The 26,556-nt window shown below is 64.2% G+C and carries 37 protein-coding genes; 35 read left to right on the top strand and 2 right to left on the bottom strand.

Features of this window, described 5'->3' with window-relative positions; translation table 11 throughout:
* Positions 1-23: 23 nt before the first annotated feature.
* The 32 genes from fusA (at position 24) to P6U24_RS24275 (ending at position 21,062) form a co-directional block, all read left to right on the top strand.
* On the top strand, positions 24-2,096 hold the full coding sequence (gene fusA / locus P6U24_RS24430) for an elongation factor G (protein WP_407155034.1): 2,073 nt from the start codon (positions 24-26) through the stop codon (positions 2,094-2,096).
* A gap of 39 nt (positions 2,097-2,135) precedes the next feature.
* Complete coding sequence (tuf, locus tag P6U24_RS24425; protein WP_407155033.1) at positions 2,136-3,326, top strand: elongation factor Tu; 1,191 nt, start codon at positions 2,136-2,138, stop codon at positions 3,324-3,326.
* A gap of 90 nt (positions 3,327-3,416) precedes the next feature.
* Positions 3,417-3,725: a 30S ribosomal protein S10 gene (gene rpsJ / locus P6U24_RS24420; protein ID WP_002712302.1), complete on the top strand. Its 309-nt coding sequence runs from the start codon at positions 3,417-3,419 to the stop codon at positions 3,723-3,725.
* A gap of 58 nt (positions 3,726-3,783) precedes the next feature.
* On the top strand, positions 3,784-4,503 hold the full coding sequence (gene rplC, locus P6U24_RS24415) for a 50S ribosomal protein L3 (RefSeq protein WP_407155032.1): 720 nt from the start codon (positions 3,784-3,786) through the stop codon (positions 4,501-4,503).
* Positions 4,504-5,124 (top strand): 50S ribosomal protein L4, encoded by a 621-nt coding sequence (rplD, locus tag P6U24_RS24410; RefSeq protein WP_407155031.1) that lies wholly within the window; start codon positions 4,504-4,506, stop codon positions 5,122-5,124.
* On the top strand, positions 5,121-5,420 hold the full coding sequence (locus P6U24_RS24405) for a 50S ribosomal protein L23 (RefSeq protein ID WP_407155030.1): 300 nt from the start codon (positions 5,121-5,123) through the stop codon (positions 5,418-5,420). Before rplD ends, P6U24_RS24405 begins: the two co-directional genes overlap by 4 nt.
* Before the next feature lie 12 nt (positions 5,421-5,432).
* Positions 5,433-6,266, top strand: a complete 834-nt coding sequence (gene rplB / locus P6U24_RS24400) for a 50S ribosomal protein L2 (protein WP_407155029.1) — start codon at positions 5,433-5,435, stop codon at positions 6,264-6,266.
* Positions 6,267-6,278: 12 nt separating this feature from the next.
* Positions 6,279-6,557, top strand: coding sequence for a 30S ribosomal protein S19 (gene rpsS, locus P6U24_RS24395; RefSeq protein ID WP_008963465.1), 279 nt, complete (start codon positions 6,279-6,281; stop codon positions 6,555-6,557).
* A 26-nt stretch (positions 6,558-6,583) separates the two neighbouring features.
* Positions 6,584-6,964: a 50S ribosomal protein L22 gene (gene rplV / locus P6U24_RS24390; protein WP_407155028.1), complete on the top strand. Its 381-nt coding sequence runs from the start codon at positions 6,584-6,586 to the stop codon at positions 6,962-6,964.
* Positions 6,965-6,985: 21 nt separating this feature from the next.
* On the top strand, positions 6,986-7,696 hold the full coding sequence (rpsC, locus tag P6U24_RS24385) for a 30S ribosomal protein S3 (protein ID WP_407155027.1): 711 nt from the start codon (positions 6,986-6,988) through the stop codon (positions 7,694-7,696).
* 37 nt (positions 7,697-7,733) lie between these two features.
* Entirely contained in the window at positions 7,734-8,147 is a 414-nt protein-coding gene (gene rplP / locus P6U24_RS24380; RefSeq protein WP_407155026.1) for a 50S ribosomal protein L16, read from the top strand.
* A gap of 5 nt (positions 8,148-8,152) precedes the next feature.
* Positions 8,153-8,359, top strand: coding sequence for a 50S ribosomal protein L29 (gene rpmC / locus P6U24_RS24375; RefSeq protein ID WP_407155025.1), 207 nt, complete (start codon positions 8,153-8,155; stop codon positions 8,357-8,359).
* Between the two features lie 12 nt (positions 8,360-8,371).
* On the top strand, positions 8,372-8,620 hold the full coding sequence (gene rpsQ / locus P6U24_RS24370; protein WP_407155024.1) for a 30S ribosomal protein S17: 249 nt from the start codon (positions 8,372-8,374) through the stop codon (positions 8,618-8,620).
* A 92-nt stretch (positions 8,621-8,712) separates the two neighbouring features.
* Positions 8,713-9,081 carry a 50S ribosomal protein L14 gene (rplN, locus tag P6U24_RS24365; RefSeq protein WP_006611848.1) on the top strand — a complete coding sequence of 123 codons (369 nt, stop codon included), beginning with the start codon at positions 8,713-8,715 and terminating at the stop codon, positions 9,079-9,081.
* The gene (rplX, locus tag P6U24_RS24360) at positions 9,081-9,395 is read left to right on the top strand and encodes a 50S ribosomal protein L24 (protein WP_407155023.1); all 315 of its coding nucleotides are present in this window, start codon (positions 9,081-9,083) and stop codon (positions 9,393-9,395) included. The genes rplN and rplX overlap by 1 nt, the downstream gene beginning before the upstream one ends.
* Positions 9,388-9,945: a 50S ribosomal protein L5 gene (rplE, locus tag P6U24_RS24355; protein WP_407155022.1), complete on the top strand. Its 558-nt coding sequence runs from the start codon at positions 9,388-9,390 to the stop codon at positions 9,943-9,945. The genes rplX and rplE overlap by 8 nt, the downstream gene beginning before the upstream one ends.
* 50 nt (positions 9,946-9,995) lie before the next feature.
* Positions 9,996-10,301 carry a 30S ribosomal protein S14 gene (gene rpsN / locus P6U24_RS24350; protein WP_324399090.1) on the top strand — a complete coding sequence of 102 codons (306 nt, stop codon included), beginning with the start codon at positions 9,996-9,998 and terminating at the stop codon, positions 10,299-10,301.
* Between the two features lie 14 nt (positions 10,302-10,315).
* A complete protein-coding gene (gene rpsH / locus P6U24_RS24345; RefSeq protein WP_407155021.1) occupies positions 10,316-10,714 on the top strand; it encodes a 30S ribosomal protein S8 in 399 nt (132 codons plus the stop codon).
* Between the two features lie 13 nt (positions 10,715-10,727).
* Entirely contained in the window at positions 10,728-11,261 is a 534-nt protein-coding gene (rplF, locus tag P6U24_RS24340) for a 50S ribosomal protein L6 (RefSeq protein WP_407155020.1), read from the top strand.
* Positions 11,262-11,272: 11 nt separating this feature from the next.
* A complete protein-coding gene (rplR, locus tag P6U24_RS24335; protein ID WP_407155019.1) occupies positions 11,273-11,635 on the top strand; it encodes a 50S ribosomal protein L18 in 363 nt (120 codons plus the stop codon).
* A 45-nt stretch (positions 11,636-11,680) separates the two neighbouring features.
* The gene (rpsE, locus tag P6U24_RS24330) at positions 11,681-12,256 is read left to right on the top strand and encodes a 30S ribosomal protein S5 (protein WP_008969415.1); all 576 of its coding nucleotides are present in this window, start codon (positions 11,681-11,683) and stop codon (positions 12,254-12,256) included.
* Between the two features lie 42 nt (positions 12,257-12,298).
* Positions 12,299-12,490 carry a 50S ribosomal protein L30 gene (gene rpmD, locus P6U24_RS24325; protein WP_407155018.1) on the top strand — a complete coding sequence of 64 codons (192 nt, stop codon included), beginning with the start codon at positions 12,299-12,301 and terminating at the stop codon, positions 12,488-12,490.
* 18 nt (positions 12,491-12,508) lie between these two features.
* On the top strand, positions 12,509-12,994 hold the full coding sequence (gene rplO / locus P6U24_RS24320) for a 50S ribosomal protein L15 (RefSeq protein WP_407155017.1): 486 nt from the start codon (positions 12,509-12,511) through the stop codon (positions 12,992-12,994).
* 154 nt (positions 12,995-13,148) lie between these two features.
* Complete coding sequence (secY, locus tag P6U24_RS24315; protein WP_407155016.1) at positions 13,149-14,483, top strand: preprotein translocase subunit SecY; 1,335 nt, start codon at positions 13,149-13,151, stop codon at positions 14,481-14,483.
* Positions 14,484-14,563: 80 nt separating this feature from the next.
* Positions 14,564-15,556: an adenylate kinase gene (locus P6U24_RS24310; protein WP_407155015.1), complete on the top strand. Its 993-nt coding sequence runs from the start codon at positions 14,564-14,566 to the stop codon at positions 15,554-15,556.
* A 337-nt stretch (positions 15,557-15,893) separates the two neighbouring features.
* The gene (gene rpsM, locus P6U24_RS24305; protein ID WP_407155014.1) at positions 15,894-16,262 is read left to right on the top strand and encodes a 30S ribosomal protein S13; all 369 of its coding nucleotides are present in this window, start codon (positions 15,894-15,896) and stop codon (positions 16,260-16,262) included.
* A gap of 130 nt (positions 16,263-16,392) precedes the next feature.
* The gene (rpsK, locus tag P6U24_RS24300) at positions 16,393-16,782 is read left to right on the top strand and encodes a 30S ribosomal protein S11 (RefSeq protein WP_006611861.1); all 390 of its coding nucleotides are present in this window, start codon (positions 16,393-16,395) and stop codon (positions 16,780-16,782) included.
* Positions 16,783-16,900: 118 nt separating this feature from the next.
* Complete coding sequence (locus tag P6U24_RS24295) at positions 16,901-17,932, top strand: DNA-directed RNA polymerase subunit alpha (RefSeq protein WP_407155013.1); 1,032 nt, start codon at positions 16,901-16,903, stop codon at positions 17,930-17,932.
* 150 nt (positions 17,933-18,082) lie between these two features.
* The gene (gene rplQ / locus P6U24_RS24290) at positions 18,083-18,499 is read left to right on the top strand and encodes a 50S ribosomal protein L17 (protein ID WP_407155012.1); all 417 of its coding nucleotides are present in this window, start codon (positions 18,083-18,085) and stop codon (positions 18,497-18,499) included.
* A 131-nt stretch (positions 18,500-18,630) separates the two neighbouring features.
* Positions 18,631-19,425 carry an SDR family NAD(P)-dependent oxidoreductase gene (locus tag P6U24_RS24285; protein ID WP_407155011.1) on the top strand — a complete coding sequence of 265 codons (795 nt, stop codon included), beginning with the start codon at positions 18,631-18,633 and terminating at the stop codon, positions 19,423-19,425.
* Between the two features lie 15 nt (positions 19,426-19,440).
* A complete protein-coding gene (locus P6U24_RS24280; RefSeq protein WP_407155010.1) occupies positions 19,441-19,737 on the top strand; it encodes a DUF1330 domain-containing protein in 297 nt (98 codons plus the stop codon).
* A gap of 20 nt (positions 19,738-19,757) precedes the next feature.
* Positions 19,758-21,062 carry a chloride channel protein gene (locus tag P6U24_RS24275; protein ID WP_407155009.1) on the top strand — a complete coding sequence of 435 codons (1,305 nt, stop codon included), beginning with the start codon at positions 19,758-19,760 and terminating at the stop codon, positions 21,060-21,062.
* 196 nt (positions 21,063-21,258) lie between these two features.
* Here P6U24_RS24275 and P6U24_RS24270 read toward each other — a convergent pair whose 3' ends face one another.
* Positions 21,259-22,272 carry a zinc-binding alcohol dehydrogenase family protein gene (locus P6U24_RS24270; protein WP_407155008.1) on the bottom strand — a complete coding sequence of 338 codons (1,014 nt, stop codon included), beginning with the start codon at positions 22,270-22,272 and terminating at the stop codon, positions 21,259-21,261.
* A 112-nt stretch (positions 22,273-22,384) separates the two neighbouring features.
* On the opposite strand from P6U24_RS24270, the gene P6U24_RS24265 reads away from it, so the two are divergent.
* The 3 genes from P6U24_RS24265 to P6U24_RS24255 are packed head-to-tail and all read left to right on the top strand — an operon-like array spanning position 22,385 to position 25,549.
* Entirely contained in the window at positions 22,385-22,762 is a 378-nt protein-coding gene (locus tag P6U24_RS24265; RefSeq protein WP_407155007.1) for a winged helix-turn-helix transcriptional regulator, read from the top strand.
* A 58-nt stretch (positions 22,763-22,820) separates the two neighbouring features.
* Positions 22,821-24,215, top strand: a complete 1,395-nt coding sequence (locus tag P6U24_RS24260; protein WP_407155006.1) for a DegQ family serine endoprotease — start codon at positions 22,821-22,823, stop codon at positions 24,213-24,215.
* The gene (locus tag P6U24_RS24255; RefSeq protein ID WP_407155005.1) at positions 24,212-25,549 is read left to right on the top strand and encodes a replication-associated recombination protein A; all 1,338 of its coding nucleotides are present in this window, start codon (positions 24,212-24,214) and stop codon (positions 25,547-25,549) included. Before P6U24_RS24260 ends, P6U24_RS24255 begins: the two co-directional genes overlap by 4 nt.
* Before the next feature lie 2 nt (positions 25,550-25,551).
* On the opposite strand, the gene P6U24_RS24250 is transcribed toward P6U24_RS24255, so the two are convergent.
* Complete coding sequence (locus P6U24_RS24250; RefSeq protein WP_407155004.1) at positions 25,552-26,499, bottom strand: alpha/beta hydrolase; 948 nt, start codon at positions 26,497-26,499, stop codon at positions 25,552-25,554.
* Positions 26,500-26,556 lie beyond the last annotated feature (57 nt).

Below are 26,556 nucleotides of genomic sequence, written 5' to 3'. Positions count from 1 at the left end.
AACGGAAATTTAGGAACAGGTCCATGCCCCGCCAACATGCCATCGAGGACTACCGCAACTTCGGTATCATGGCGCATATCGACGCCGGTAAGACCACGACCACCGAGCGCATCCTCTATTACACCGGCAAGAGCCACAAGATCGGCGAGGTGCATGAAGGCGCCGCGACCATGGACTGGATGGAGCAGGAGCAGGAGCGTGGCATCACGATCACCTCGGCTGCCACCACCGCGTTCTGGAACGGCAAGCGCCTGAACATCATCGACACCCCGGGCCACGTCGATTTCACCATCGAGGTCGAGCGTTCGCTTCGCGTGCTCGACGGCGCCGTGTGCGTGCTCGACTCCAACCAGGGCGTCGAGCCGCAGACCGAGACGGTCTGGCGCCAGGGTGACAAGTATAAGGTGCCGCGTATCGTCTTCGCCAACAAGATGGACAAGACCGGCGCCGACTTCTTCAAGTGCCTGGCCGACATCGTCGACCGCCTGGGCGCGAAGCCGGTTGCGATCCAGCTGCCGATCGGCGCCGAGAACGCCTTCAAGGGCGTGATCGACCTCGTGAAGATGCAGGCGATCGTCTGGAACGACGAGGCGCTCGGCGCGAAGTTCGATTACACCGAGATTCCGGCCGAGCTCGCCGACCAGGCCGCCGAATATCGCGAGAAGCTGGTCGAGGCCGCCGTCGAGCTCGACGACGATGCCATGGCCGCCTATCTCGACGGCAAGGAGCCGGACGAGGCGACGCTGAAGCGGCTGATCCGCAAGGCCGTGCTGTCGGGCGCGTTCTATCCGGTGCTGTGCGGCTCGGCCTTCAAGAACAAGGGCGTGCAGCCGCTGCTCGACGCGGTCGTCGATTATCTGCCGTCGCCGCTCGACGTGCCTGCGATCAAGGGCACCGACGACAAGGGCAACGAGGTTGTGCGCAAGGCGGACGACAAGGAGCCCTTGGCGCTGCTCGCGTTCAAGATCATGGACGACCCGTTCGTCGGCACCATCACCTTCTGCCGCATCTATTCGGGCGTCCTGCAGAGCGGCACCGGCGTCGTGAACTCGACCCGCGAGAAGAAAGAGCGCATCGGCCGCATGCTGCTGATGCACGCGAACAACCGCGAGGACATCAAGGAAGCCTATGCCGGCGACATCGTCGCGCTGGCGGGCCTCAAGGAAGCGCGCACCGGTGACACGCTGTGCGACCCGGCTCACCCGGTGATCCTGGAGAAGATGGAATTCCCGGAGCCGGTGATCGAGATCGCGATCGAGCCGAAGTCGAAGGCGGACCAGGAGAAGCTGGGCATCGCGCTGGCCAAGCTCGCGGCGGAGGATCCGTCGTTCCGGGTGTCGACCGACCACGAGTCCGGCCAGACCATCCTCAAGGGCATGGGCGAGCTTCACCTCGACATCAAGGTCGACATCCTGAAGCGCACCTACAAGGTCGATGCCAACATCGGTGCGCCGCAGGTGGCGTTCCGTGAGCGCATCACCAAGCCGGCCCATGTGGACTACACCCACAAGAAGCAGACCGGCGGTACGGGCCAGTTTGCGGCCGTCTCGCTGGTGGTCGAGCCGAACGAGCCGGGCGGCGGCTACGTGTTCGAATCCAAGATCGTCGGCGGTGCGGTTCCGAAGGAATACATCCCCGGCGTCGAGAAGGGCATCGAGAGCGTGCTCGGCTCCGGCGTGGTCGCCGGCTTCCCGGTGGTCGATGTCAAGGTGGCGCTGGTCGACGGCAAGTATCACGACGTCGACTCGTCGGCGCTGGCCTTCGAAATCGCATCGCGCGCGGCCTTCCGCGAAGCGCTGCAAAAGGGCAAGTCGGTTCTGCTCGAGCCGATCATGAAAGTCGAGGTGGTGACGCCGGAAGACTACACCGGTTCGGTCATCGGCGACTTGAACTCGCGGCGTGGCCAGATCCAGGGCCAGGACATGCGCGGCAATGCCAACGTCATCAATGCGATGGTGCCGCTCATGAACATGTTCGGTTACGTGAATAACCTGCGCTCGATGAGCCAGGGTCGCGCGACCTTCACGATGCAGTTCGACCACTACGCGGAAGCGCCGGCCAACGTGTCGGCGGAAGTCCAGAAGAAGTTTGCCTGATTGTCGTTAGCTCAAGTTAGCGACTGAACGGAGAGTCAAATGGCCAAAGCAAAGTTTGAACGTACCAAACCGCACTGCAACATCGGCACCATCGGTCACGTCGACCACGGCAAGACGTCGCTGACGGCTGCGATCACCAAGATCCTGGCCGAGACCGGTGGCGCGACGTTCACTGCCTACGACCAGATCGACAAGGCGCCGGAAGAGAAGGCTCGCGGCATCACCATCTCGACCGCGCACGTCGAGTACGAGACCAAGAACCGCCACTACGCGCACGTCGACTGCCCCGGCCACGCCGACTACGTGAAGAACATGATCACCGGCGCCGCCCAGATGGATGGTGCGATCCTGGTCGTGTCGGCCGCCGACGGCCCGATGCCGCAGACCCGCGAGCACATCCTGCTTGCCCGCCAGGTCGGCGTTCCGGCGCTGGTCGTGTTCCTCAACAAGTGCGACATGGTCGACGATCCGGAGCTGCTCGAGCTCGTCGAGCTCGAGGTCCGTGAGCTGCTCTCGAAGTACGAATTCCCGGGCGACAAGATCCCGATCATCAAGGGCTCGGCTCTGGCTGCTCTCGAGGACTCGGACAAGAAGCTCGGCCATGAGGCGATCCTTGAGCTGATGCGCAATGTCGACGAGTACATTCCGCAGCCGGAGCGTCCGATCGACCAGCCGTTCCTGATGCCGGTGGAAGACGTGTTCTCGATCTCCGGCCGCGGCACCGTGGTGACCGGTCGTGTCGAGCGTGGCGTGATCAAGGTCGGCGAGGAAATCGAGATCGTCGGTATCCGTCCGACCCAGAAGACCACCGTCACCGGCGTTGAGATGTTCCGCAAGCTGCTCGACCAGGGTCAGGCCGGCGACAACATCGGTGCGCTGCTCCGCGGCACCAAGCGCGAGGACGTCGAGCGCGGCCAGGTGCTGTGCAAGCCGGGTTCGGTCAAGCCGCACACCAAGTTCAAGGCCGAGGCCTACATCCTCACCAAGGAAGAGGGCGGCCGTCATACCCCGTTCTTCACCAACTACCGTCCGCAGTTCTACTTCCGCACCACCGACGTGACCGGTGTCGTGCACCTGCCGGAAGGCACCGAGATGGTGATGCCGGGCGACAACATCGCGATGGAAGTGCACCTGATCGTGCCGATCGCGATGGAAGAGAAGCTCCGCTTCGCCATCCGCGAAGGCGGCCGCACCGTCGGCGCCGGTGTCGTCGCCTCGATCATCGAATAACAAGAGCGAATAGGGAATGGCGAGTGGCGAATGGAGACATCCATTCGCTGTTCGCTACTCGCCACTCACTACTCAAAGAAAGACACGGCAATGAACGGCCAAAATATTCGCATCCGTCTCAAGGCGTTCGACCATCGCATCCTCGATACGTCGACGCGGGAGATCGTGAACACGGCGAAACGCACCGGCGCACAGGTTCGCGGACCCATTCCGCTGCCGACGCGCATCGAGAAGTTCACCGTCAACCGTTCGCCGCACGTGGACAAGAAGAGCCGCGAGCAGTTCGAGATGCGCACCCACAAGCGCCTGCTCGATATCGTCGATCCGACCCCGCAGACCGTCGATGCTCTCATGAAGCTCGATCTGGCTGCCGGCGTCGACGTCGAGATCAAGCTCTAAGTTTTGGATTCACGTCCGCCTTCAACCGCGGACATAGAGAAGAACAGGAAGCACGCCGATGCGCTCCGGAGTGATCGCACAAAAGGTCGGGATGACGCGGGTCTTCACGGAGACCGGCGAACATATCCCCGTGACCGTGCTGAAGCTCGGCAATTGCCAGGTGGTCGGTCATCGCACCACCGAGAAGAACGGTTATGTCGCGCTGCAGCTCGGCAGCGGCAGCCGCAAGACGGTCTACATGCCGAAGGCGGAGCGCGGCCAGTTCGCGGTCGCCAAGGTCGAGCCGAAGCGCAAGCTCGCCGAATTCCGCGTCAGCGAGGACTCGCTGATCCCGGTCGGCGCCGAGATCCAGGCCGACCATTTCGTCGTCGGTCAGTTCGTCGACGTCACCGGCACCACGGTCGGTAAGGGCTTCGCCGGCGGTATGAAGCGCTGGAACTTCGGCGGTCTGCGCGCCACGCATGGTGTGTCGATCTCGCACCGTTCGATCGGTTCGACCGGTGGTCGTCAGGACCCCGGCAAGACCTGGAAGAACAAGAAGATGCCCGGTCACATGGGTGTCGATCGCGTCACCACGCTGAACCTTCGGGTGGTGCAGACGGACGTTGCGCGTGGCCTGATTCTGGTCGAAGGCGCCGTGCCCGGCTCCAAGGGCGGCTGGATTTCGGTGCGCGACGCCGTGAAGAAGCCGCTGCCGAAGGAAGCGCCGAAGCCCGGCAAGTTCAAGGTCGCGGGCGAGCAGGCTGCGGAAGCGCCGGCCGAGCAGGAGGGCGCATAAATGGAATTGAAGGTCACCACGCTCGAGGGCAAGGAAGCCGGCTCGGTCCAGCTGTCCGATGCCATCTTCGGTCTCGAGCCGCGCCAGGACATCATTGCACGTTGCGTGCAGTGGCAGCTCAACAAGCGCCAGGCCGGCACCCACAAGGCCAAGGGCCGCGCTGAGATCTGGCGCACTGGCAAGAAGATGTACAAGCAGAAGGGCACCGGCGGTGCCCGTCACGGCTCGGCCCGCGTGCCGCAGTTCCGTGGCGGCGGCCGCGCTTTCGGCCCGGTGGTGCGTTCGCATGCCACCGACCTGCCGAAGAAGGTGCGCGCGCTGGCGCTCAAGCATGCGCTGTCGGTCAAGGCCAAGGACGGCGATCTGATCGTGCTCGAATCCGCGGTGCTGGAAGCTGCGAAGACCAAGGCGCTGCTTGGCCACTTCTCCGGTCTCGGGCTCACGAACGCGCTGATCATCGATGGCGCCGAGCTGCACACCGGGTTCTCGAATGCGGCCCGTAACATCCCGAACATGGACGTGCTGCCGATCCAGGGCATCAACGTCTACGACATTCTCCGCCGGCAGAAGCTCGTTCTGACCAAGGCGGCGATCGATGCGCTGGAGGCGCGCTTCAAATGAAGACCATCGATCCGCGCCACTATGACATCATCCTGGCGCCTGTCGTGACCGAGAAGGCGACGATCGCTTCCGAGCACAACAAAGTTCTGTTCAAGGTCGCCGCCAAGGCAACCAAGCCGCAGATCAAGGAAGCGATCGAGAAGCTGTTCGACGTCAAGGTCAAGAGCGTCAACACGCTCGTGCGCAAGGGCAAGACCAAGGTGTTCCGCGGCAATTTCGGTTCGCAGTCAGACAGCAAGCGCGCGATCGTGACCCTCGAAGAGGGCCACCGTATCGACGTGACCACCGGTCTATAAGGCGACACTGCCATGGCATTGAAGACATTCAACCCCACGACGCCGGGCCAGCGCCAGCTGGTGATGGTCGATCGTTCGGCGCTCTACAAGGGCAAGCCGGTCAAGGCGCTGACGGAAGGCAAGCTCGGCAGCGGCGGCCGCAACAACACCGGCCGCATCACCGTGCGCTTCCGCGGCGGCGGCCACAAGCAGGCCTACCGCACCGTCGATTTCAAGCGCGAGAAGGTGGACGTTCCGGCCACCGTCGAGCGGTTGGAGTATGATCCGAACCGCACCGCGTTCATCGCCCTGGTCAAGTATCAGGACGGCGAGCAGGCCTACATCCTGGCGCCGCAGCGTCTGGCGGTCGGCGACACCATCGTCGCCGGCAACTATGTCGACGTGAAGCCGGGCAACGTCATGCCGCTCGGCAACATGCCGGTCGGCACGATCGTGCACAACATCGAGGTCAAGATCGGCAAGGGCGGCCAGCTCGCGCGTTCGGCCGGCACCTACGCCCAGATCGTCGGCCGCGACCAGGACTACGTCATCGTCCGCCTGAACTCGGGCGAGCAGCGCTTGGTGCACGGCCGTTGCCGCGGCACCATCGGTGCGGTCTCGAACCCGGACCACATGAACACCTCGATCGGCAAGGCCGGCCGCAAGCGTTGGATGGGCCGCAGGCCTCACAACCGCGGTGTCGCCATGAACCCGATCGACCACCCGCACGGCGGCGGCGAAGGCCGCACCTCCGGCGGCCGTCACCCGGTCACTCCGTGGGGCAAGCCCACCAAGGGCAAGAAGACCCGCACCAACAAGTCGACCGATAAATTCATTCTCCTCAGCCGCCACAAGCGGAAGAAGTAAGGAACGCCGGACATGGTTCGTTCAGTCTGGAAAGGCCCGTTCGTCGAGGCGTCGCTGCTCAAGAAGGCAGATGCCGCGCGCGCGTCCGGCCGTCATGACGTGATCAAGATCTGGAGCCGCCGCTCGACCATTCTGCCGCAGTTCGTCGGCCTGACCTTCGGCGTCTACAACGGCCAGAAGCATGTGCCGGTCGCGGTCAACGAGGAAATGGTGGGTCACAAGTTCGGTGAGTTCTCGCCGACCCGGACCTTCCACGGCCATTCCGGCGATAAGAAAGCCAAGAAGGCCTAACGAGATAGGCTTTAGGGATTTAAGCGATGAGCAAACCAAAGCGCGAACGGAGCCTCCCGGACAACGAGGCCAAGGCGGTCGCCCGGATGCTGCGGGTGAGCCCGCAGAAGCTGAACCTGGTCGCCCAGATGATCCGCGGCCGGAAGGCCTCTCTTGCGCTCGCGGACCTGCAGTTCTCGCGCAAGCGGATTGCGGTCGACGTCAAGAAGTGCCTGGAGTCGGCAATTGCTAATGCCGAGAACAACCACGAGCTCGACGTGGACGATCTCATCGTGTCGGAAGCCTTCGTCGGCAACGGCATCGTGATGAAGCGTTTCTCGCCGCGCGGCCGTGGCCGTTCGGGCCGGGTGTTCAAACCATTTTCGCAGCTGACGATCATCGTTCGTCAGGTCGAGGCGGCCGCTTAAAGCGCGGCGCGGGAGAATAAGATGGGTCAAAAGATCAATCCGATCGGGCTTCGCCTCGGCATCAACCGGACCTGGGATTCGCGCTGGTTCGCGGGCAAGGCCGAGTATGGCAAGCTGCTGCATGAAGACGTCAAGATCCGCGAGATCCTGCACAAGGAGCTCAAGCAGGCCGCTGTGGCGCGCATCGTCATCGAGCGTCCGCACAAGAAGTGCCGCGTCACCATCCACTCGGCGCGTCCGGGTGTCGTGATCGGCAAGAAGGGCGCCGACATCGACAAGCTGCGCAAGCGGGTGGCCGACATCACCTCGTCGGATGTGGTGATCAACATCGTCGAGATCAGGAAGCCCGAGCTCGATGCGACCCTGGTCGCCGAATCGATCGCCCAGCAGCTCGAGCGCCGCGTCGCGTTCCGCCGCGCCATGAAGCGCGCGGTGCAGTCGGCGATGCGTCTCGGCGCGGAAGGCATCCGCATCAACTGCTCGGGCCGTCTGGGCGGTGCGGAAATCGCACGCATGGAGTGGTATCGCGAGGGCCGGGTGCCGCTGCACACGCTGCGTGCCGACATCGATTATGGTGTCGCCACCGCGTTCACGACCTTCGGCACCTGCGGTGTGAAGGTCTGGATCTTCAAGGGCGAGATCCTCGAGCACGATCCGATGGCGCAGGACAAGCGGATGGCCGAGGGCGACAGCGGCAGCAGCTCTTCGCGCTCGCGCCGCGACGCTGCCTGATCGGCGGCGCTAGACAAGGTTTTGAGGGCTACCAGCCATGATGCAACCAAAGAAGACCAAGTTCCGAAAGGCGCATAAGGGCCGTATCCACGGTGTTGCGTCCTCGGGCGCGACGCTGGCGTTCGGCCAGTTCGGGCTGAAGGCCATGGAGCCTGACCGCGTCACCGCGCGTCAGATCGAGGCCGCCCGCCGCGCACTGACCCGTCACATGAAGCGCGCCGGCCGCGTCTGGATCCGCGTGTTCCCCGACCTGCCGGTGTCGAAGAAGCCGGCCGAAGTCCGCATGGGCTCGGGCAAGGGCTCGCCGGAATTGTGGGTGGCTCGCGTCAAGCCCGGCCGCGTGATGTTCGAGATCGACGGCGTGAGCAACCAGATCGCGCGCGAGGCGCTCTCGCTGGCGGCCGCCAAGCTGCCGATCAAGACGCGCTTCGTCGAGCGCATTGCGGAGTAATGGCCATGGCCGAGATGAAGACGTCCGACATTCGCGCGATGAGCCCCGACCAGATGGAGGATGCGATCCTCAATCTGAAGAAGGAGCGTTTCAACCTGCGCTTCCAGCGCGCCACCGGGCAGCTCGAGAACACCTCGCGCCTCAAGGAGGCGCGCCGCGACATCGCCCGCATCAAGACCATCGCCGCGCAGCAGCGCGCCAAGAACAAGTAAGAGGCCGGACCTATGCCGAAACGGACCCTTCAGGGCGTTGTCGTCAGCGACAAGCAGGCCAAGACGGTCGTGGTGCGCGTCGATCGCCGCTTCACCCATCCGATCTACAAGAAGACCATCCGCCGCTCGAAGAACTATCACGCTCACGACGAGGGCAACGAGTTCAAGCCGGGCGATACGGTCTGGATCGAGGAGAGCCGGCCGATCTCGAAGTTGAAGCGCTGGACCGTGATCCGGGGCGAACACAAGAAAACCGCCTGAGGCGGATCGGCCCACACGGGCCGGTTTCGCATTCGGGATCAGAGAAAAGCGCGAATTTCTCGCGCATCAGATGAAGAGGACGAGGTGCATCAATGATTCAGATGCAGACCAACCTCGACGTGGCCGACAATTCCGGCGCACGCCGTGTCATGTGTATCAAGGTGCTCGGCGGCTCCAAGCGTCGTTATGCCACTGTCGGCGACATCATCGTGGTGTCGATCAAGGAAGCGATTCCGCGCGGCAAGGTGAAGAAGGGCGACGTCATGAAGGCCGTCGTGGTGCGCGTCCGCAAGGACATCCGCCGCGCCGACGGCTCGGTGATCCGCTTCGACCGCAACGCCGCCGTGCTGATCAACAATCAGTCCGAGCCGGTCGGCACCCGTATCTTCGGGCCGGTGCCGCGCGAGCTGCGCGCCAAGAACCACATGAAGATCATTTCGCTTGCGCCGGAGGTGCTGTGATGGCTGCCAAGATCCGCAAGGGCGACAAGGTGATCGTGCTCACGGGGCGCGATAAGGGCCGCACCGGCGAGGTGTTCGAGGTGCGCCCGGATGAGGGCAAGGCGCTGGTGCGCGGCGTCAACCTGGTGAAGCGTCACCAGAAGCAGACGGCGCAGCAGGAAGGCGGCATCATCTCCAAGGAGGCGCCGATCGACCTGTCGAACATCGCCTATGTCGGCAAGGACGGTAAGCCGACGCGTATCGGATTCAAGATTCAGGCGGACGGCAAGAAGGTCCGCATCGCCAAGAGCTCGGGAGCTGAGATCGATGGCTGAGACTGCTTACGTGCCGCGCCTGCGCGCGGAATATGACCGCAAGATCAAGGGCCAGCTGACGGAAAAGTTCGGCTATGCCAACGTCATGCAGGTGCCGCGGCTGGAGAAGGTCGTGCTCAACATGGGCGTCGGCGAGGCCGTCAATGACCGCAAGAAGGCGGAGACGGCGGCTGCCGATCTGTCGCTGATCGCGGGCCAGAAGGCTGTTGTGACCTATTCGCGGGTTGCGATCGCGACCTTCAAGCTGCGCGAGAACCAGCCGATCGGCTGCAAGGTGACCTTGCGCAAGGCCCACATGTACGAGTTCATCGACCGCCTGGTGAACGTCGCGCTGCCGCGCGTGCGTGACTTCCGCGGCCTGAACCCGAAGAGCTTCGACGGCCGCGGCAACTACTCGCTCGGCATCAAGGAGCACATCATTTTCCCCGAGATCGACTTCGACAAGGCCGGGGAGAGCTGGGGCATGGACATCACGGTGTGCACCACCGCGCGCACCGACGACGAGGCCCGCGCCCTTCTGACCGCATTCAATTTCCCGTTCCGGCAGTGAGACGCTGATCTTCTTCAAGCATCTCAAACGCGGATACCCAGGAGCCAAGCATGGCAAAGAAGAGTTCAGTCGAGAAGAACAACCGACGCAAGCGGATGGCGAAGAACGCCGCTCCGAAGCGCGAGCGGTTGAAGGCGATCATCGCCGACAAGACCAAGCCGATGGAGGAGCGCTTCGCCGCGACCCTGAAGCTGGCCGAAATGCCGCGCAACTCGTCGGCGACCCGCATTCGCAACCGCTGCGAGCTGACGGGCCGGCCGCGCTCGAACTATCGCAAGAACAAGCTCAGCCGCATCGCACTGCGTGAGCTTGGATCGAAGGGCCTGGTTCCGGGCCTGGTGAAATCGAGCTGGTAAGGAGGGTCGTTAAGATGTCAACGCACGATCCCATCAGCGATCTGATCACCCGCATCCGCAACGCGCAGATGCGCTCGAAGTCGAAGGTCTCGACGCCGGGCTCCAAGATGCGCGCCAGCGTGCTCGAAGTGCTGAAGACCGAGGGCTACATCCGCGGCTATGCCACGGTGGAGCATGCTTCGGGCCGCAGCGAGATCGAGATCGAGCTGAAATATTTCGACGGCGAGCCCGTGATCCGCGAGATCGAGCGGGTCTCCAAGCCCGGCCGGCGGGTCTATACCTCGGTGAAGAACCTGCCGCGCGTGAATAACGGGCTTGGCATTTCGGTGTTGTCGACGCCGAAGGGAATCATGGCCGATCATGACGCGCGTGACGCGAATGTCGGCGGTGAAGTTCTCTTCACGGTGTTCTAAGAAGGATTGAGCCATGTCACGTATTGGCAAGAAGCCAGTGGCGGTGCCGTCCGGTGTGACGGCCACCGTCGACGGACAGACCGTCAAGATGAAGGGGCCGAAGGGCCAGCTTCAGTTCATCGTCCATGACGATGTCGAGGTGAAGTTCGAGAACGGCCAGGTCAAGGTCGCCCCGCGCGCCGAGACCAAGCGCGCGCGCTCGCTCTACGGCACGGCGCGGGCGCAGATCGCCAACCTCGTCGAGGGCGTCACCAAGGGCTTCGAGAAGAAGCTCGAGATCACCGGCGTCGGCTACCGCGCCGCGATGCAGGGCAAGAACCTGCAACTCGCGCTCGGCTACAGCCACGACGTCGTCTACGCGATCCCGGAAGGTATCACCATCACGGTGCCGAAGCCGACCGAGATCACGGTCACCGGCACGGACGCCCAGCGCGTCGGCCAGGTCGCGGCCGAAATTCGTGCCTACCGTCCGCCGGAGCCCTATAAGGGCAAGGGCGTGAAGTACGCGGGCGAATTCATCTTCCGCAAGGAAGGCAAGAAGAAGTAACGGAGCCGGTCATGTCGAGAGCCAAGGTTACGAATGCCCGGCGCAAGCAGCGCGTGAGGCTGGCGCTGCGCCGCTCCGCGGGCGGCCGTCCGCGCCTGTCGGTATTCCGTTCGTCGAAGCACATCTATGCGCAGGTCATCGACGATCAGAAGGGCGAGACACTCGCCTCCGCGTCGTCGATGGAAAAGGAGATGCGTACGGCCGGGAACACCGGTGCCAACATCGATGCGGCCAAGGCGGTGGGCAAGCTGCTCGCCGAGCGCGCGGTGAAGGCGGGCATCAAGGAAGTCGTGTTCGATCGCGGCGGCTATCTGTATCACGGGCGCGTCAAGGCGCTGGCGGATGCGGCGCGCGAAAGCGGATTGAGCTTCTAAGGAATTAAACGGGCGTCACGCCCACTTACGAGATTGGAAAGCACCATGGCAGGTGAACGCGAACGCGGCGGCCGCGAACGGAGCAAGGAGCGCGAGGAGCGCGACAGCGAGTTCGTCGACAAGCTCGTCCACATCAATCGTGTCGCGAAGGTCGTCAAGGGCGGCAAGCGCTTCGGCTTTGCGGCGCTGGTGGTGATCGGCGACCAGAAGGGCCGGGTCGGGTTCGGCCACGGCAAGGCGCGCGAGGTTCCGGAGGCGATCCGCAAGGCGACCGATTCGGCCAAGCGCAACCTGACCCGGGTGGCGCTGCGCGAGGGCCGCACCCTGCATCACGACATCTTCGGTCGTCACGGTGCGGGCCGCGTCTATCTGCGCGCCGCTCCGGCCGGTACCGGCATCATCGCCGGCGGACCGATGCGCGCGGTGTTCGAGACGCTCGGCATCCAGGATGTGGTGGCGAAGTCGATCGGCTCGTCGAACCCGTACAACATGGTGCGGGCGACCTTCAACGCGCTGAAGCACCAGGATAGCCCGCGCTCCGTCGCGGCGCGCCGCAACATCAAGGTGTCGACCCTGCAGGCTCGCCGCGTCGGCGGCGACGCCGAGGCGTCGGCGGACTAACAACGCGCGCCGCCTGCGCGGCGCATCTCGGAGTTTGAAACCATGGCTACCGCCAAGATGATCAAGATCGAGCAGACCGGCAGCCCGATCCGTCGCCATCACTCGCAGCGCGCGACGCTGATCGGGTTGAAGCTCAACAAGATCGGCCGGGTCACCGAGCTGCCGGACACGCCGGCAGTTCGCGGCATGATCACCAAGGTTCACCATCTCGTCCGCATCTTGGGCGAGAAGTAAGGCAATAGGAGAAGGGCGATGAAGCTCAGCGAGATCGCCGACAACGCCGGCGCGCGCAAGAAGCGCATGCGCGTCGGCCGCGGCATTGGCTCCGGCAAGGGCAAGACTTCGGGCCGTGGCGGCAAGGGCCAGACCGCGCGCTCCGGCGTGCGCATCAAGGGGTTCGAGGGCGGCCAGATGCCGATGCATCGCCGTCTGCCGAAGCGCGGCTTCAACAACATCTTCGCGCGCGAGTTCGTCGAGATCAATCTCGACCGCATTCAGGATGCGATCGACGCCAAGAAGCTCGACGCCGGCAACGTGATCAATGCCGAAGCGCTGGTGAAGTCGGGCGCGCTGCGCCGGTCCAAGGATGGCGTGCGTCTGCTGGGCCGCGGCGAGCTCAAGGCCAAGATCAACATCGAGGTGCATGGCGCTTCGAAGTCGGCGGTGGCCGCGGTCGAGAAGGCCGGCGGCACCGTGAAGATCCTGGCGCCCGGCAAGGGCGAAGGCGAGGCGGCGTAACATCTGCGTCATCGCCCTGCCGTAAGCGGGTAGCCGCCGGAGCAGGGCGATGGACTTCGTGGAACCGCGCACCAAATAATATCCGGCGTCTGCCCGATCCCGCGACGAGTCGTGTAGATGAGGGAGTGAAGAGGGCGGCGGGAGAAAGCCAAACATGGTCTCAGCAGCGGAACAACTGGCGGCTAACCTCAATTTCGGCGCGCTTGCCAAGGCCGACGAGCTCAAGAAACGCATCTGGTTCACGCTGGGCGCGCTGCTGGTCTATCGTCTCGGCACCTACATTCCGCTCCCCGGCATCGATCCCAACATCTGGGAGCAGGTGTTCCGCACCCAGGCCGGCGGCATTCTCGGCATGTTCAACATGTTCGCCGGCGGCGGCATCCACCGCATGGCGATCTTTGCGCTCAACATCATGCCGTACATCTCGGCATCGATCATCATCCAGCTCCTGACCACCGTTTCGCCGCAGCTCGAAGCGCTGAAGAAGGAGGGCGAGGCTGGGCGCAAGACGCTGAACCAGTACACGCGCTATCTCACCGTGATCCTGGCCGCGTTCCAGTCCTACGGCATCGCCGTCGGCCTGGAAGGCGCCGGCAATGTCGTCAGCGATCCCGGCCTGTTCTTCCGCCTGTCGACCGCGATCACGCTGACCGGCGGCACCATGTTCCTGATGTGGCTCGGCGAGCAGATCACGTCGCGCGGCATCGGCAACGGCATCTCGCTGATCATCCTCTCGGGCATTGTCGCCGAGCTGCCGTCGGCGCTCGCCAATATGTTGGAACTCGGCCGCCAGGGCGCGCTGTCGACGGGGCTGATCCTGATCGTCATCGTGATGGCGGTGGCCGTGATCGCCTTCATCGTGTTCATGGAGCGCGCGCAGCGCCGGCTCCTGATCCAATATCCCAAGCGCCAGGTCGGCAATAAGATGTTCGAGGGCCAGTCCTCGCATCTGCCGCTCAAGCTCAACACCTCGGGCGTGATCCCGCCGATCTTCGCCTCGTCGCTGCTGTTGTTGCCGACCACGGTGGCGAACTTCAACGCCGGCAAGGGGCCCGAGTGGTTCCAGTGGGTCACCACCCAGCTCGGTCACGGCCGGCCGCTGTTCCTGGTGCTGTATCTGGCGCTGATCCTGTTCTTCGCCTTCTTCTACACCGCGATCGTGTTCAACCCGACCGAGACCGCCGACAATCTGAAGAAGCATGGCGGTTTCATCCCGGGCATCCGTCCCGGCGAGCGCACCGCGGAATATATCGACTACGTGCTGTCCCGGATCACGGTGATCGGCGCGATCTATCTGGCGATCGTTTGTTTGATTCCGGAAATTCTGATTTCCTACGCCTCCGTGCCGTTCTACTTTGGCGGCACGTCGCTCCTGATCGTGGTCAGTGTCACGATGGATACCGTGGCGCAGGTCCAGGGTTACCTTCTCGCCCATCAATATGAGGGGCTGATCAGGAAGTCGAAACTGCGGGGGCGCCGCCGCGGCTAGCGGCGGGTCGCGGCCCGGAGACGTCAAGAACATAAGGTGCGCGGGGATTTCGCTCACCGAATGCCGGGGGGCGAATATCTATGAGACTGATTCTTCTCGGACCGCCGGGCTCGGGCAAGGGTACTCAGGCACAGCGGCTGGTGCAGCGCTATGGCATCGTGCAGCTGTCGACCGGCGACATGCTGCGCGCCGCCGTGGCCGCCCAGACGCCGATCGGCCTGAAGGCCAAGGACATCATGGCCGCCGGGCACCTGGTGCCGGACGAGATCGTGATCGGCATTATCAAGGACCGGATCGAGCAGCCGGATGCAGCCAACGGCTTCATCCTGGACGGCTTTCCGCGCACGGTGCGGCAGGCGGAAGAACTCGACGAGCTCCTGACCGCAGAGCAGATGAACCTCGATGCGGTGATCGAGCTCAAGGTCAATGAGGGCGTGCTCTTGGAGCGGGTCGAGCGGCGGGCCGCCGAGACCCGGGCGCGGGGCGAGGAGGTTCGCGCCGACGATACCGCCGAGGTGCTGACGCGGCGGCTGTCGAACTATCGCGAGCAGACTGAGCCGCTGATCCATTACTATTCCGATCGCCGCAAGCTGGCGACGGTCGACGGCATGATGTCGATCGAGGAGGTCACCGACGAGATCGGCCGGATCCTGACCGCTCTCGGCGCTGGCGGTGCCACGCGCGCCGCCAAGACGGCGAGCCCCGCCAAGCGCAGCGGTGGAGCGGCCAAGAAAACGGTCAAGAGAGCTAGGAAATCGCTTCAGGCGGCCGCTAAGCCAGGCAAGCCGGCAGCCAAGACCAAGCCGGCGGCAGCCAGATCCAAGGCGCCCGCAGCCAAGCCGGCCGGCAAGAAAGCGGCCAAAAATGCCAGGAAGGCTGCTAAAACGGCCACGGCCGGGGCCCGCAGGGCCGGAACCAAGGCGGCAGCCGGCAAGAAGGCCGCTGGCAAGAAGGCGACTGCGAAGAAGACCGCTGCCAAGACGGCTGCAAAATCCTCCAAGGGCGCGCGAAAGACCGCCGCCAAGGTCGGAAAAGGACTCGGGAAACGGCCGGCAAAGGGCCGGTCGCGGTGAGTTGAAGCGTCAGTCAGGGGCCGCCAGGTCTGCCCCGCGGCCGCTTCAAGTCGAAAATAGGCTTGGAGTCAAAGGGTTGATTGCGGTTTCTTGATTTCAAGATGGCAGCCGCGGTCGTTCTTGACATGCAGCGAAACTTGAGAATCGAAGCATCACGGGCGGTTGACGACAGCCGTATGAATCCATTAATAAGCCCGCATCCAAGTCGGTAGTTTTCAAAAAGATGCCGGGCCCTGCGAATCGAGGGGTGGGCGTCTTGTTCGCGTTTGCGGACACCTGCCCGAGATAGCGAGAACGAAGACCGGTCCGCCTCCGGATCGGCACAGGAGAGAAGTCCGTGGCCCGTATTGCCGGCGTCAACATCCCGACCAACAAGCGCGTGCTGATCGCGCTCCAGTACATTCATGGCATCGGCCCGAAAATCGCGGCTGATATCATCGAGAAGGTCAAGATCCCCGAGGATCGCCGGGTCAGCCAGCTCAGCGACCAGGAAGTGCTGCAGATCCGCGAAGTGATCGACCGCGACTATGTCGTCGAGGGCGACCTCCGCCGCGAGACCGGCATCAACATCAAGCGGTTGATGGACCTTGGCTGCTATCGCGGCCTGCGTCATCGCCGCGGCCTGCCGGTGCGCGGCCAGCGCACCCACACCAATGCGCGCACGCGCAAAGGTCCGGCCAAGGCGATCGCCGGCAAGAAGAAGTAAGCGGGCGAATAGGGAATAGCGGATGGCGAGTAGGGGGATAACCCTATTCGCTATTCGCAACTCACCATTCGCCTCATCGGTGTAGCCGCTGGCATTACGGCGGCGTTGAGATCTCAAGAAAGGTACCTATATGGCCAAGGAAGCCGCACGCGTTCGTCGTCGTGAGCGCAAGAACATCGCCTCCGGCGTCGCGCATGTGAACTCGTCGTTCAACAACACCACCATCACCATCACCGACGCGCAGGGCAATACCATTGCCTGGTCGTCGGCCGGTACGATGGGGTTCAAGGGATCGCGCAAGTCGACCCCGTATGCCGCGCAGGTCGCGGCGGAGGACGTGTCCAAGAAGGCCCAGGAGCACGGCATGCGCACCCTCGAGGTCGAGGTTGCGGGTCCGGGTTCTGGCCGCGAATCGGCGCTCCGTGCGCTGCAGGCTGCGGGCTTCACCGTCACTTCGATCCGCGACGTGACGACGATCCCGCACAATGGCTGCCGTCCGCGCAAGCGCCGGCGTGTCTAATTAGGTAAGGAGGCGGGCCCAAGGTCCGCCTCGTTGTGCTTTTGAGCGATTTGATTGCCGCGCGATCTGATGCGCGGGTCTCCAACGCCAGCCGTTCAGACCGAGAGGGCTGGCCCGTATGGGTGAAACAGTGACGATCCAGAAGAATTGGCAAGAATTGATTCGGCCGAACAAGCTTCAGGTCACGCCCGGGTCTGACGCGACCCGTTTCGCGACCCTGGTGGCCGAGCCCTTGGAGCGTGGCTTCGGCCAGACGCTGGGCAACGCGCTGCGTCGCATCCTGCTGTCGTCCCTGCAGGGCGCTGCCGTGCAGTCGGTGCACATCGACGGCGTGCTGCACGAGTTCTCCTCGATTGCAGGCGTCCGCGAGGACGTCACCGACATCGTGCTGAACGTCAAGGACATCTCGATCAAGATGCAGGGCGAAGGCCCCAAGCGCATGGTCGTGAAGAAGCAGGGTCCGGGCGTCGTCACCGCCGGTGACATCCAGACCGTTGGCGACGTCGTGGTGCTCAATCCGGAGCTGCAGCTCTGCACGCTGGACGAGGGCGCCGAGATCCGCATGGAGTTCACGGTCACGACCGGCAAGGGCTACGTGCCGGCCGAGCGCAACCGGCCCGAGGATGCGCCGATCGGCCTGATTCCGATCGACAGCCTGTTCTCGCCGGTCCGCAAGGTCTCCTACAAGGTCGAGAACACCCGCGAGGGCCAGATCCTCGACTACGACAAGCTGACCATGACGATCGAGACCAACGGTGCGATCTCGCCGGAGGACGCGGTGGCCTATGCCGCGCGCATCCTACAGGATCAGCTCAATGTGTTCGTCAACTTCGAGGAGCCGCGCAAGGAAGTCGCGCAGGAGATCATTCCGGATCTCGCCTTCAACCCGGCCTTCCTCAAGAAGGTGGACGAACTCGAGCTGTCGGTGCGTTCGGCGAACTGCCTGAAGAACGACAACATCGTCTATATCGGCGACCTCGTGCAGAAGTCGGAAGCGGAGATGCTGCGCACCCCGAACTTCGGCCGCAAGTCGCTGAACGAGATCAAGGAAGTGCTGGCCCAGATGGGTCTGCATCTCGGCATGGAAGTGCCGGGCTGGCCGCCGGAGAATATCGACGAGCTGGCCAAGCGCTTCGAGGATCATTACTGAGCGAATAGCGAGTAGGGAGTGGCGAATAGGGGAGAAACTACTCGCTACTCGCCATTCGCTACTCACCACGTTAGGGCGAACCCAGGCAGCCCACCTGAGCAACATGTCCGACGAACCGTCGCGGCACATTGAGAAGTGAAGGAATAGACTATGCGTCACGGCAAGGTTCATCGGAAGCTCAACCGCACCGCCGAGCATCGCAAGGCGATGTTCGCGAACATGAGCGCATCGCTGATCAAGCACGAGCAGATCGTCACCACGCTGCCGAAGGCCAAGGAGCTGCGGCCGATCGTCGAGAAGCTGGTCACGCTCGGCAAGAAGGGCGGCCTGTCGATGCGCCGCCAGGCGGCCTCCGAGCTGCGCGACGAGGCGATGACCAAGAAGCTGTTCGACGTGCTGGCGCCCCGCTACAAGGACCGCCAGGGCGGCTACACCCGCATCATCAAGGCCGGCTTCCGCTACGGCGACAATGCCGCGATGGCCGTGATCGAGTTCGTCGATCGTGACGTCGACGCCAAGGGCCAGGATTCCGGTCCGGTGCAGGGCGCGGAGTCGGAGGCGGCGTAAGCCTCAAGCTCCGGCATGAATGAGTTTCGAAAGCGGCGCCTCGGGCGCCGCTTTTTTTGTGCGCCGGTCCGGCTTGGGTCGCACGGGATGTGCGCTCATATGTGAGTCGTAACACGTGACAGGAGCGCCTCATGCACATCGACCTCTCCGGAAAGACCGCATTGGTGACCGGTTCCACCGCCGGCATCGGCTTTGCCATCGCGCGAGGGCTGGCGGCCTCGGGTGCGGAGGTCGTGCTCAACGGCCGCGGCGAGGCGCGCGTCGATGCCGCGCTCGCCAAGCTGAAGCAGGCGATGCCAAACGCGAAGCTCCGTGGCATTGCCGGAGATGTCGGCACGGTCGAGGGCTGCAACGATCTGGTCACGGCGCTGCCGGAAGTCGACATCCTCATCAACAACGCCGGCATCTACGGCGCGCAGGATTTCTTCGAGATTTCCGACGAGGAGTGGAGCCGCTATTTCGAGATCAACGTGATGTCGGGCGTGCGGCTCTCGCGCGCCTACATGCAGGGCATGCTGAAGCGGAACTGGGGCCGCATCATCTTCATCTCCTCGGAATCGGGGCTGAACATCCCGACCGAGATGATCCAGTACGGCATGACCAAGACGGCGCAGCTTGCGATCTCGCGCGGGCTCGCCAAGCTCACTTCGGGGACCGGCGTCACCGTCAATGCCGTGCTGCCGGGCCCGACCATGTCCGAAGGCGTCGAGGTCTTCGTCAAGGATCTTGCGCGCCAGAACAAGCAGTCCGAACAGGAGGCCGCAGCGAACTTCGTCAAGCAGCACCGGCCAGGCTCGCTGCTGCAGCGCTTCGCCGATGTCGGCGAGATCGCCAACATGGTGGTCTATGTCGCCTCAAAGGAGGCCTCCGCCACCAATGGCGCGGCGCTGCGCGTCGAGGGCGGCATCGTCGACACCATCGCCTGAAAGAGAGCCCAGTTCATGCCCGCCTATGTGATCTCCGAGGTCGAGGTGCGGGAGGCCGAAGCGATGGACGCCTACCGCTCGCTGGCCGCCCGCGCGATCGCGCAGTATGGCGGCCGTTATCTGGTTCGCGGCGGCGCCTCCGACACGGTCGAAGGCGGGCCCCCGGCCAAGACGCTGATCATCGTCGAATTTCCGTCGATGGCCCGTGCACGTGAATGGTATGCGTCGCCCGAATATGCGCGAGCCTTGAAGTATCGGCGGTCCGCGCTGGACCGCCGCCTGGTTTTCGTCGAGGGTATCGCGCCGGGGTAACCCCCTTCGAATCGAAGCTGATGACCTTGATATCTCCGCGCCGGAAGCGGTGGCTGAAACTGACGTCGGCACGCTGGCAGCGGCGCGCGATCTTCGTAGCTGGCGGTCTCGTGGTCGGGGCGGCCGCCGTCGTGTTGGCGGCGCTTGCCGACCAGGCACAGCTCGCCTTCAATCTCTTGCTGGCGAAATCGCGCTACGCCTCGCTGTTGGTCACGCCGCTGGGCTTTGCGCTCTCGGTGTTTCTCACCATCCGTTTCTTTCCGAACGCGCAAGGCAGCGGCATCCCGCAGGCGATCGCCGCGCGCCATCTCACGGACACCACGGCGCGCACGCCGCTGGTCTCGATCCGCATTGCGATCGGCAAGATCGTGCTGACCTTGCTTGGCCTGCTCTGCGGCGCTTCGGTCGGCCGCGAGGGGCCGACGGTCCAGGTCGGCGCCTCCATCATGTTCGGGCTGGGCCGGCTCTCGCCGCGCCGCCAGCCTGGATTGATCCTGGCGGGTGCCGCCGCCGGCGTTGCGGCCGCCTTCAACACCCCGCTTGCCGGCATCGTGTTCGGAATCGAGGAGATGAGCCGGACCTTCGAAACGCGGACGTCCAGCCTTATCATCGGGACCGTGATTGCCGCCGGCCTCACCTCGCTCGCGCTGATGGGCAACTACACCTATTTCGGCACCACGCCGATTGCGTTGCGCAACGGCATCGACTGGCTCGCGATTCCGCTCTGCGGTGTTTTCGGCGGTGCCATGGGCGGCCTGTTCAGCCGCATCGTCATCACCATGGCGCGGAGCGCCGGGCATCCCAAAGTCGGCGCGCTCACGCGGCATCCGCTGCTGTTTGCGCTCCTGTGCGGGCTGGCGGTGGCGATCTGCGGCGTCGTCTCCGGCGACATGATCTACGGCACCGGCTATGCGCAGGTGAAGTCGGCGCTGGAGACCGGCACGCCGCTGCCGGAGAGCTTCGGTGTGCTGAAATTCCTTGCCACCATTTTTGCCGCGATCAGCGGCATCCCCGGCGGCATCTTCTCGCCGTCCCTGGCGGTGGGCGCAGGCCTCGGCGCCAATGTCGCCACGCTGTTCCATGACGCGCCGCTGGCGCCCATCATGCTGCTCGGCATGGTCTCGTATTTTGCCGGTGTCGTGCAGGCACCGATCACCGCCTTCGTGATCGTGACCGAGATGACCGACAATCACGCCATGGTGGTGCCGGTGATGGCCGCCTCGCTGATCGCCTACGGCACCTCGCGCCTGATCTGCGAGGAGGGGATCTATCACGCGCTCGCCAAGGGCTTTGTCGCCAAGGCGGAGCTGCCGCGTGCAGGTTGAGCCGGTCCGTCGCCCTTCAGGCTGTGGCGGACACCTTGCTTTGCTCGCAATGACGGAGAAATGCAGGAGTGTGGGTTAGCGGCCGCGAGTGCATGATCGTGCGGCAGACTCCAAAACATGAAGCGCGGACGCGTAACCCACCATGGCCTCGGCAAGGTCGGTGGGTCTCGCTGGCGCTCAACCCACCTTACGAATCCTACCACCCCTCCAGCACGATCTTGCCGCGGGACTTGTTGCTCTCGATCAGCGCGTGGGCGCGTTTGAGGTTGGCGGCGTTGATGGTGCCGTAGTTCTCGCCCAAGGTGGTGCGGATCACGCCCTTATCGATCAGGTCGGCGACATCGTTCAAGAGATTATGCTGGGCGATCATGTCCGGCGTCGTGAAGGACGAGCGCGTGAACATCGACTCCCAATGGATCGAGATCGCCTTGCCTTTGAAGGCGGTGGCGGAGAACTCGGCGGGATCGTCGATCAGGCCGAACTTGCCCTGCGGCGCCATGAAGTCGATGATCTGCTTGTAGTGCTGGTCGGTGTGGGTGAGGCTGGCGACGAGGTCGACCGGCGGCAGCTTAAGCGTGTCGATCTGCTCCTTCATCGGCTTGCCATGATCGATCACGGCATGCGCGCCGAGCGCAAGGCACCAGTCCCGCGATTCCGGCCGCGTCGCGGTGGCGAGCACGGTCAAGCCGGTGAGCCGGCGGGCGAGCTGGATCAGGATCGAGCCGACGCCGCCGGCACCTCCGGTGATCAGAAGCGTGCGTGGATCGAGGCTCTTGCCGGGCACGGCGCCGAGCCGGTCGAACAGCAATTCCCAGGCAGTGATCGAGGTCAGGGGCAGGGCGGCGGCCTCAGCCAGCGACAAGCTCTTCGGCTTGCGCCCGACGATGCGCTCGTCGACGAGGTGATATTCGGCATTGGTGCCCTGGCGCAGGATCGAGCCGGCGTAAAACACTTCGTCGCCGACCTTGAACAGCGTCACCTCGGGGCCGACAGCGTCGACCACGCCGACCGCGTCATAGCCAAGGATCTTGACCTCGCTCTCGGGCGGAGCGGCACGCTTGCGCACTTTGGTGTCGACTGGATTGACCGAGATCGCCTTGACCGCGACGCGGAGGTCGCGCCCGCTCGGCTCGGGCTTGGCAGCCTCGACATCGAGCAGGGCGTCCTTGTCCTCGATCGGGAGCGACTTCTTGTAACCAACGGCCTTCATGGGGACCTCCTCGTTGACCTGTGCGACCTAACTGTCCTGCTGGCGTCATTTTCGCAAGTACGGTAGGAATGGGGAACTAGTCCCCATTTGGATACTATTGGATCAAAAACGGATGAAACGGCGTGATTTCGGGCGCCGGCCCGGCTGTGCGGTGGAAGCGACGCTCGACCTGATCGACGGCAAGTGGAAGGGCGTCATCCTGTACCACCTGCAGGGCGGGCACCGGCGCTTCGGCGAGCTCAGGCAGCGGATGCCGAGCATCACCCAGCGCATGCTGACCAAGCAGCTCCGCGCGCTGGAGGAGGACGGGCTGATCATCCGCAAGGTCTATGCGGAGGTGCCGCCGCGGGTCGAATACAGCCTGTCGGAGATCGGCGAGAGCCTCCGGCCTGTCATCGACATCCTCAAGACCTGGGGCGAGCGCCACTGGGAACGACTGTCCTGCGCGCCCGTTCAGGACACCGTCAAAACGCCTCATCCGGCAGCATAAGCTTGGCCGGACTCCCTGTTCCGCCTATATCGAAGGCATTCAATTCAGGATTCTCCGAATGACGTTGATCAGAACTTTCGCTGCACTGCTGCTCTCGGTGCTGGCCGCATCTCCCACGCTGGCACAGGACCGCCGCGTGCCGGCCTCACAGGCCGAGCTGCGGCTGTCCTACGCGCCGATCGTACAGCGCGTGCAGCCCGCGGTGGTCAACGTCTACGCCGCCAAGGTGGTGCAGAACCACAACCCGTTCCTGGACGATCCGATCTTCCGTCGCTTCTTCGGCCTGCAGGGCGGTCCGCAGGAGCAGATGCAACGCTCGCTCGGCTCGGGCGTGATGGTCGATCCCTCGGGTCTCGTCGTCACCAACGTGCATGTGATCGAGGGCGCCGACGAGGTGAAGGTGTCGCTGTCGGACAAACGCGAGTTCGAAGCCGAGATCGTGCTCAAAGACAGCCGCAGCGATCTAGCCGTGCTCAAGCTGAAGAACACCAAGGAGCAGTTTCCGACGCTTGAACTCGCCAATTCCGACGAGCTCATGGTCGGCGACGTCGTGATGGCGATCGGCAACCCGTTCGGCGTCGGTCAGACCGTGACCCACGGCATCATCTCGGCGCTGGCCCGCACCCAGGTCGGCATCACAGACTACCAGTTCTTCATCCAGACCGATGCGGCGATCAATCCCGGCAATTCGGGCGGCGCGCTGGTCGACATGACCGGCAAGCTCGTCGGCATCAACACCGCGATCTATTCGCGCTCCGGCGGCTCGCAGGGCATCGGCTTTGCGATTCCGGCCAACATGGTCCGCGTGGTGGTCGCCTCGGCCAAGAGCGGCGGCAAGGCCGTGAAGCGGCCGTGGCTCGGCGCGAAGCTGCAGGCGGTGTCGCCCGACATCGCCGACAGCCTCGGCCTGCGCTCGCCGTCCGGCGCGCTGGTCGCAAACGTGGTGCCGAACAGCCCCGCAGCGCGCGCCGGCCTGAAGGCCTCCGACCTGATCACGGCCATCGACGGCCAGACCATCGACGACCCCAACGCCTTCGACTACCGCTTCGCCACCCGGCCGCTCGGCGGCACCGCGCAGCTCGACGTGCAGCGCGCCGGCAAGCCGGTGAAGCTCCAGGTCGCCCTGGAGACCGCCCCTGACAGCGGCCGCAGCGAGATGGTGATCAATGGCCGCTCGCCGTTCCAGGGCGCCAAGGTCGCCAACATCTCGCCGGCGCTTGCCGACGAAATGCATCTCGACGCCGACACCGAAGGCGTGGTCGTGCTCGAGCCCGGCGACGACACCACCGCCGCCAATGTCGGCTTCCAGAAGGGCGATATCATCATGGCGGTAAACGGCCAGAAGATCGCCAAGACCGCCGATCTGGAGAAGACCTCGCGCGATGGCGCGCGCATCTGGCGCATCACCCTGCTGCGCGGCGGGCAGCAGATCAACGTCACGCTCGGCGGATGAGTCCGAAGCGGCCACAGCAAGCAGGACCGAGCCTCTTCGCCGCGGGGGGGCTGGAGCAGGATGCGCCGCGACCGCTGCCGGAGAAGCTGCGGCCGCACAAGCTTACGGACGTCGTCGGCCAGGATCATATCCTTGGGCCCGACGGCGCGCTGACGCGGATGCTGGAGACGCGCTCGCTCGGCTCGCTGATCTTCTGGGGGCCGCCGGGCACCGGCAAGACCACCGTCGCGCGGCTGCTGGCCGACGCGACCGAACTGCATTTCGAGCAGATCTCGGCGGTGTTCTCCGGCGTCGCGGATTTGAAGAAGGTGTTCGACGCCGCACGTGCCCGCCGCGAGACCGGCAAGGGCACGCTGCTGTTCGTCGACGAGGTGCATCGCTTCAACCGCGCCCAGCAGGATTCGTTTCTGCCCGTGATGGAAGATGGCACGGTGGTGCTGGTCGGCGCCACCACGGAGAATCCATCGTTCGAGCTCAACGCCGCGCTGTTGTCGCGCTCGCGCGTGCTGGTGTTTCATTCACTCGACGCGGCAGCGATCGAGAAGCTCTATGCCAATGCGGAAGCGGTCGAGGGCCGCAAGCTGCCGCTCGATCACGAGGCACGAGCGGTGCTGATCCGGATGGCCGATGGCGACGGTCGCGCCGCGCTGACCTTGGCGGAAGAGGTCTGGCGCTCGGCACGCAAGGACGAGGTCTTCGACGCGGTGCAGCTGCAGGAGATCTTGCAGCGCCGCGCGCCCATCTACGACAAGTCGGCCGACGGCCATTACAATCTGATCTCTGCGCTGCATAAATCGGTGCGCGGCTCCGATCCGGATGCGGCGCTGTATTACTTCGCGCGCATGCTGGATGCCGGCGAGGACCCGCTGTTCCTGGCGCGGCGCATCGTGCGTATGGCGGTGGAGGACATTGGCCTGGCCGATCCGCAGGCGCTCGTCATCGCCAATGCCGCCAAGGACGCCTATGACTTCTTAGGGTCGCCCGAAGGCGAGCTCGCGATCGCGCAGGCCGTGATCTATGTCGCGACCGCGCCGAAATCGAACGCGGCCTACATGGCGTTCGGCGCGGCGAAGCGGGTGGCGAAGGAGGGCGGCTCGCTGCTGCCGCCCAAGCATATCCTGAACGCGCCGACCAAATTGATGAAGAACGAAGGCTACGGCACCGGCTATCAGTACGACCACGACGCGCCGGACGCATTCTCAGGGCAGGATTACTTTCCCGAAAGTCTGGGCCGGCAGCATTTCTATGATCCGCCCGAACGCGGCTTCGAGCGCGAGATCCGCAAGCGGCTGGATTATTGGGAGAAGCTCAGAAAAGAGCGGGGCGGTGGCTGATGCTATCTGCTCTGCTGCATGAACTCGGCGATCTCCCGCGTCAGCCGGTCGTCGGCGGTGTTGATCGAATAGACCTCCGACATGTGGCTGTGCTGCGGCAGCATCACCGCACGCGCACAGCCGCTCGCGCGCTTGCAAGCCGCCTGCTTCAGCAGATCGAACTGCTCGACGAAACGCGGCAGATCGAGCTCGGCCGAGACGATCATCAGCGGCAGCGCACTCGCCTGTAGGCCCGACAGCGACGAGCGCTCCTTGAAGCGCGAGGGATCGATCCCGAAATAGGCCATCTCCTGATCGCCGAGCGGGGTCGCCGTGAGATCATAAATGCCGGAGACCAGGATCGCGCCGGCAAGGCCGCCGCCGGGCACCTTGTGAAACGCGGGATGCGCGACATAGGTCGCGACATGAATGGCGCCGGCGGAATGGCCCATCAGGAACACGCGCGCCGGATCGCCGCCAAGGGCCGCCGCGTTCGCCGCGACCCATTGCACCGCGCTGGCGACATCCTCCACGCCGGCCGGCCATGGAAATTTCGGCGCCAGGCGGTAGGTGATGTTAACGCCGATAGAGCCGTGCCGCACAGCCCAAAGCATGATGTTGTCATAGAACGGGCTGTCCGGCGTCCTGCGTTTGTTACCGCCGATGAAGGCGCCGCCATGCACGAAGATCAGGACCGGACGAGGCGCGCCGGACTGCTCGGGCGTGAAGACGTCGAGCAGGTTGCGTTCGGCCGGGCCGTATTTGACGTCGCGCTGCACCTTGACGTCCTGATATGGCTCCTTTTCCTGCAACGGTGCGTAGATGGCGGCTGTCTTGTCCGAGTCGACCGCGCGGCCGATCTCGATCAGCTTCCAGGCGATGTCGTCGGGCATGGGGCTCTCCTGCGCCAGCGCGGACGTCAGCCCAAGCCATCCGGCCGCAATCATCAGGGTCAGTCTCGCCCATGCCATCCGGTCTGCTCCCCCAGCGACGTCTATCCTGGCCCGGGACTTATAGCGATTTCGCCG

This window comes from Bradyrhizobium sp. STM 3557 (assembly GCF_045571465.1).
In the GTDB taxonomy this organism is placed as follows: Bacteria; Pseudomonadota; Alphaproteobacteria; order Rhizobiales; family Xanthobacteraceae; genus Bradyrhizobium.
Note: the sequence above shows the minus strand (reverse complement) of the source record. Positions and strands in the feature narration are given on the sequence as shown.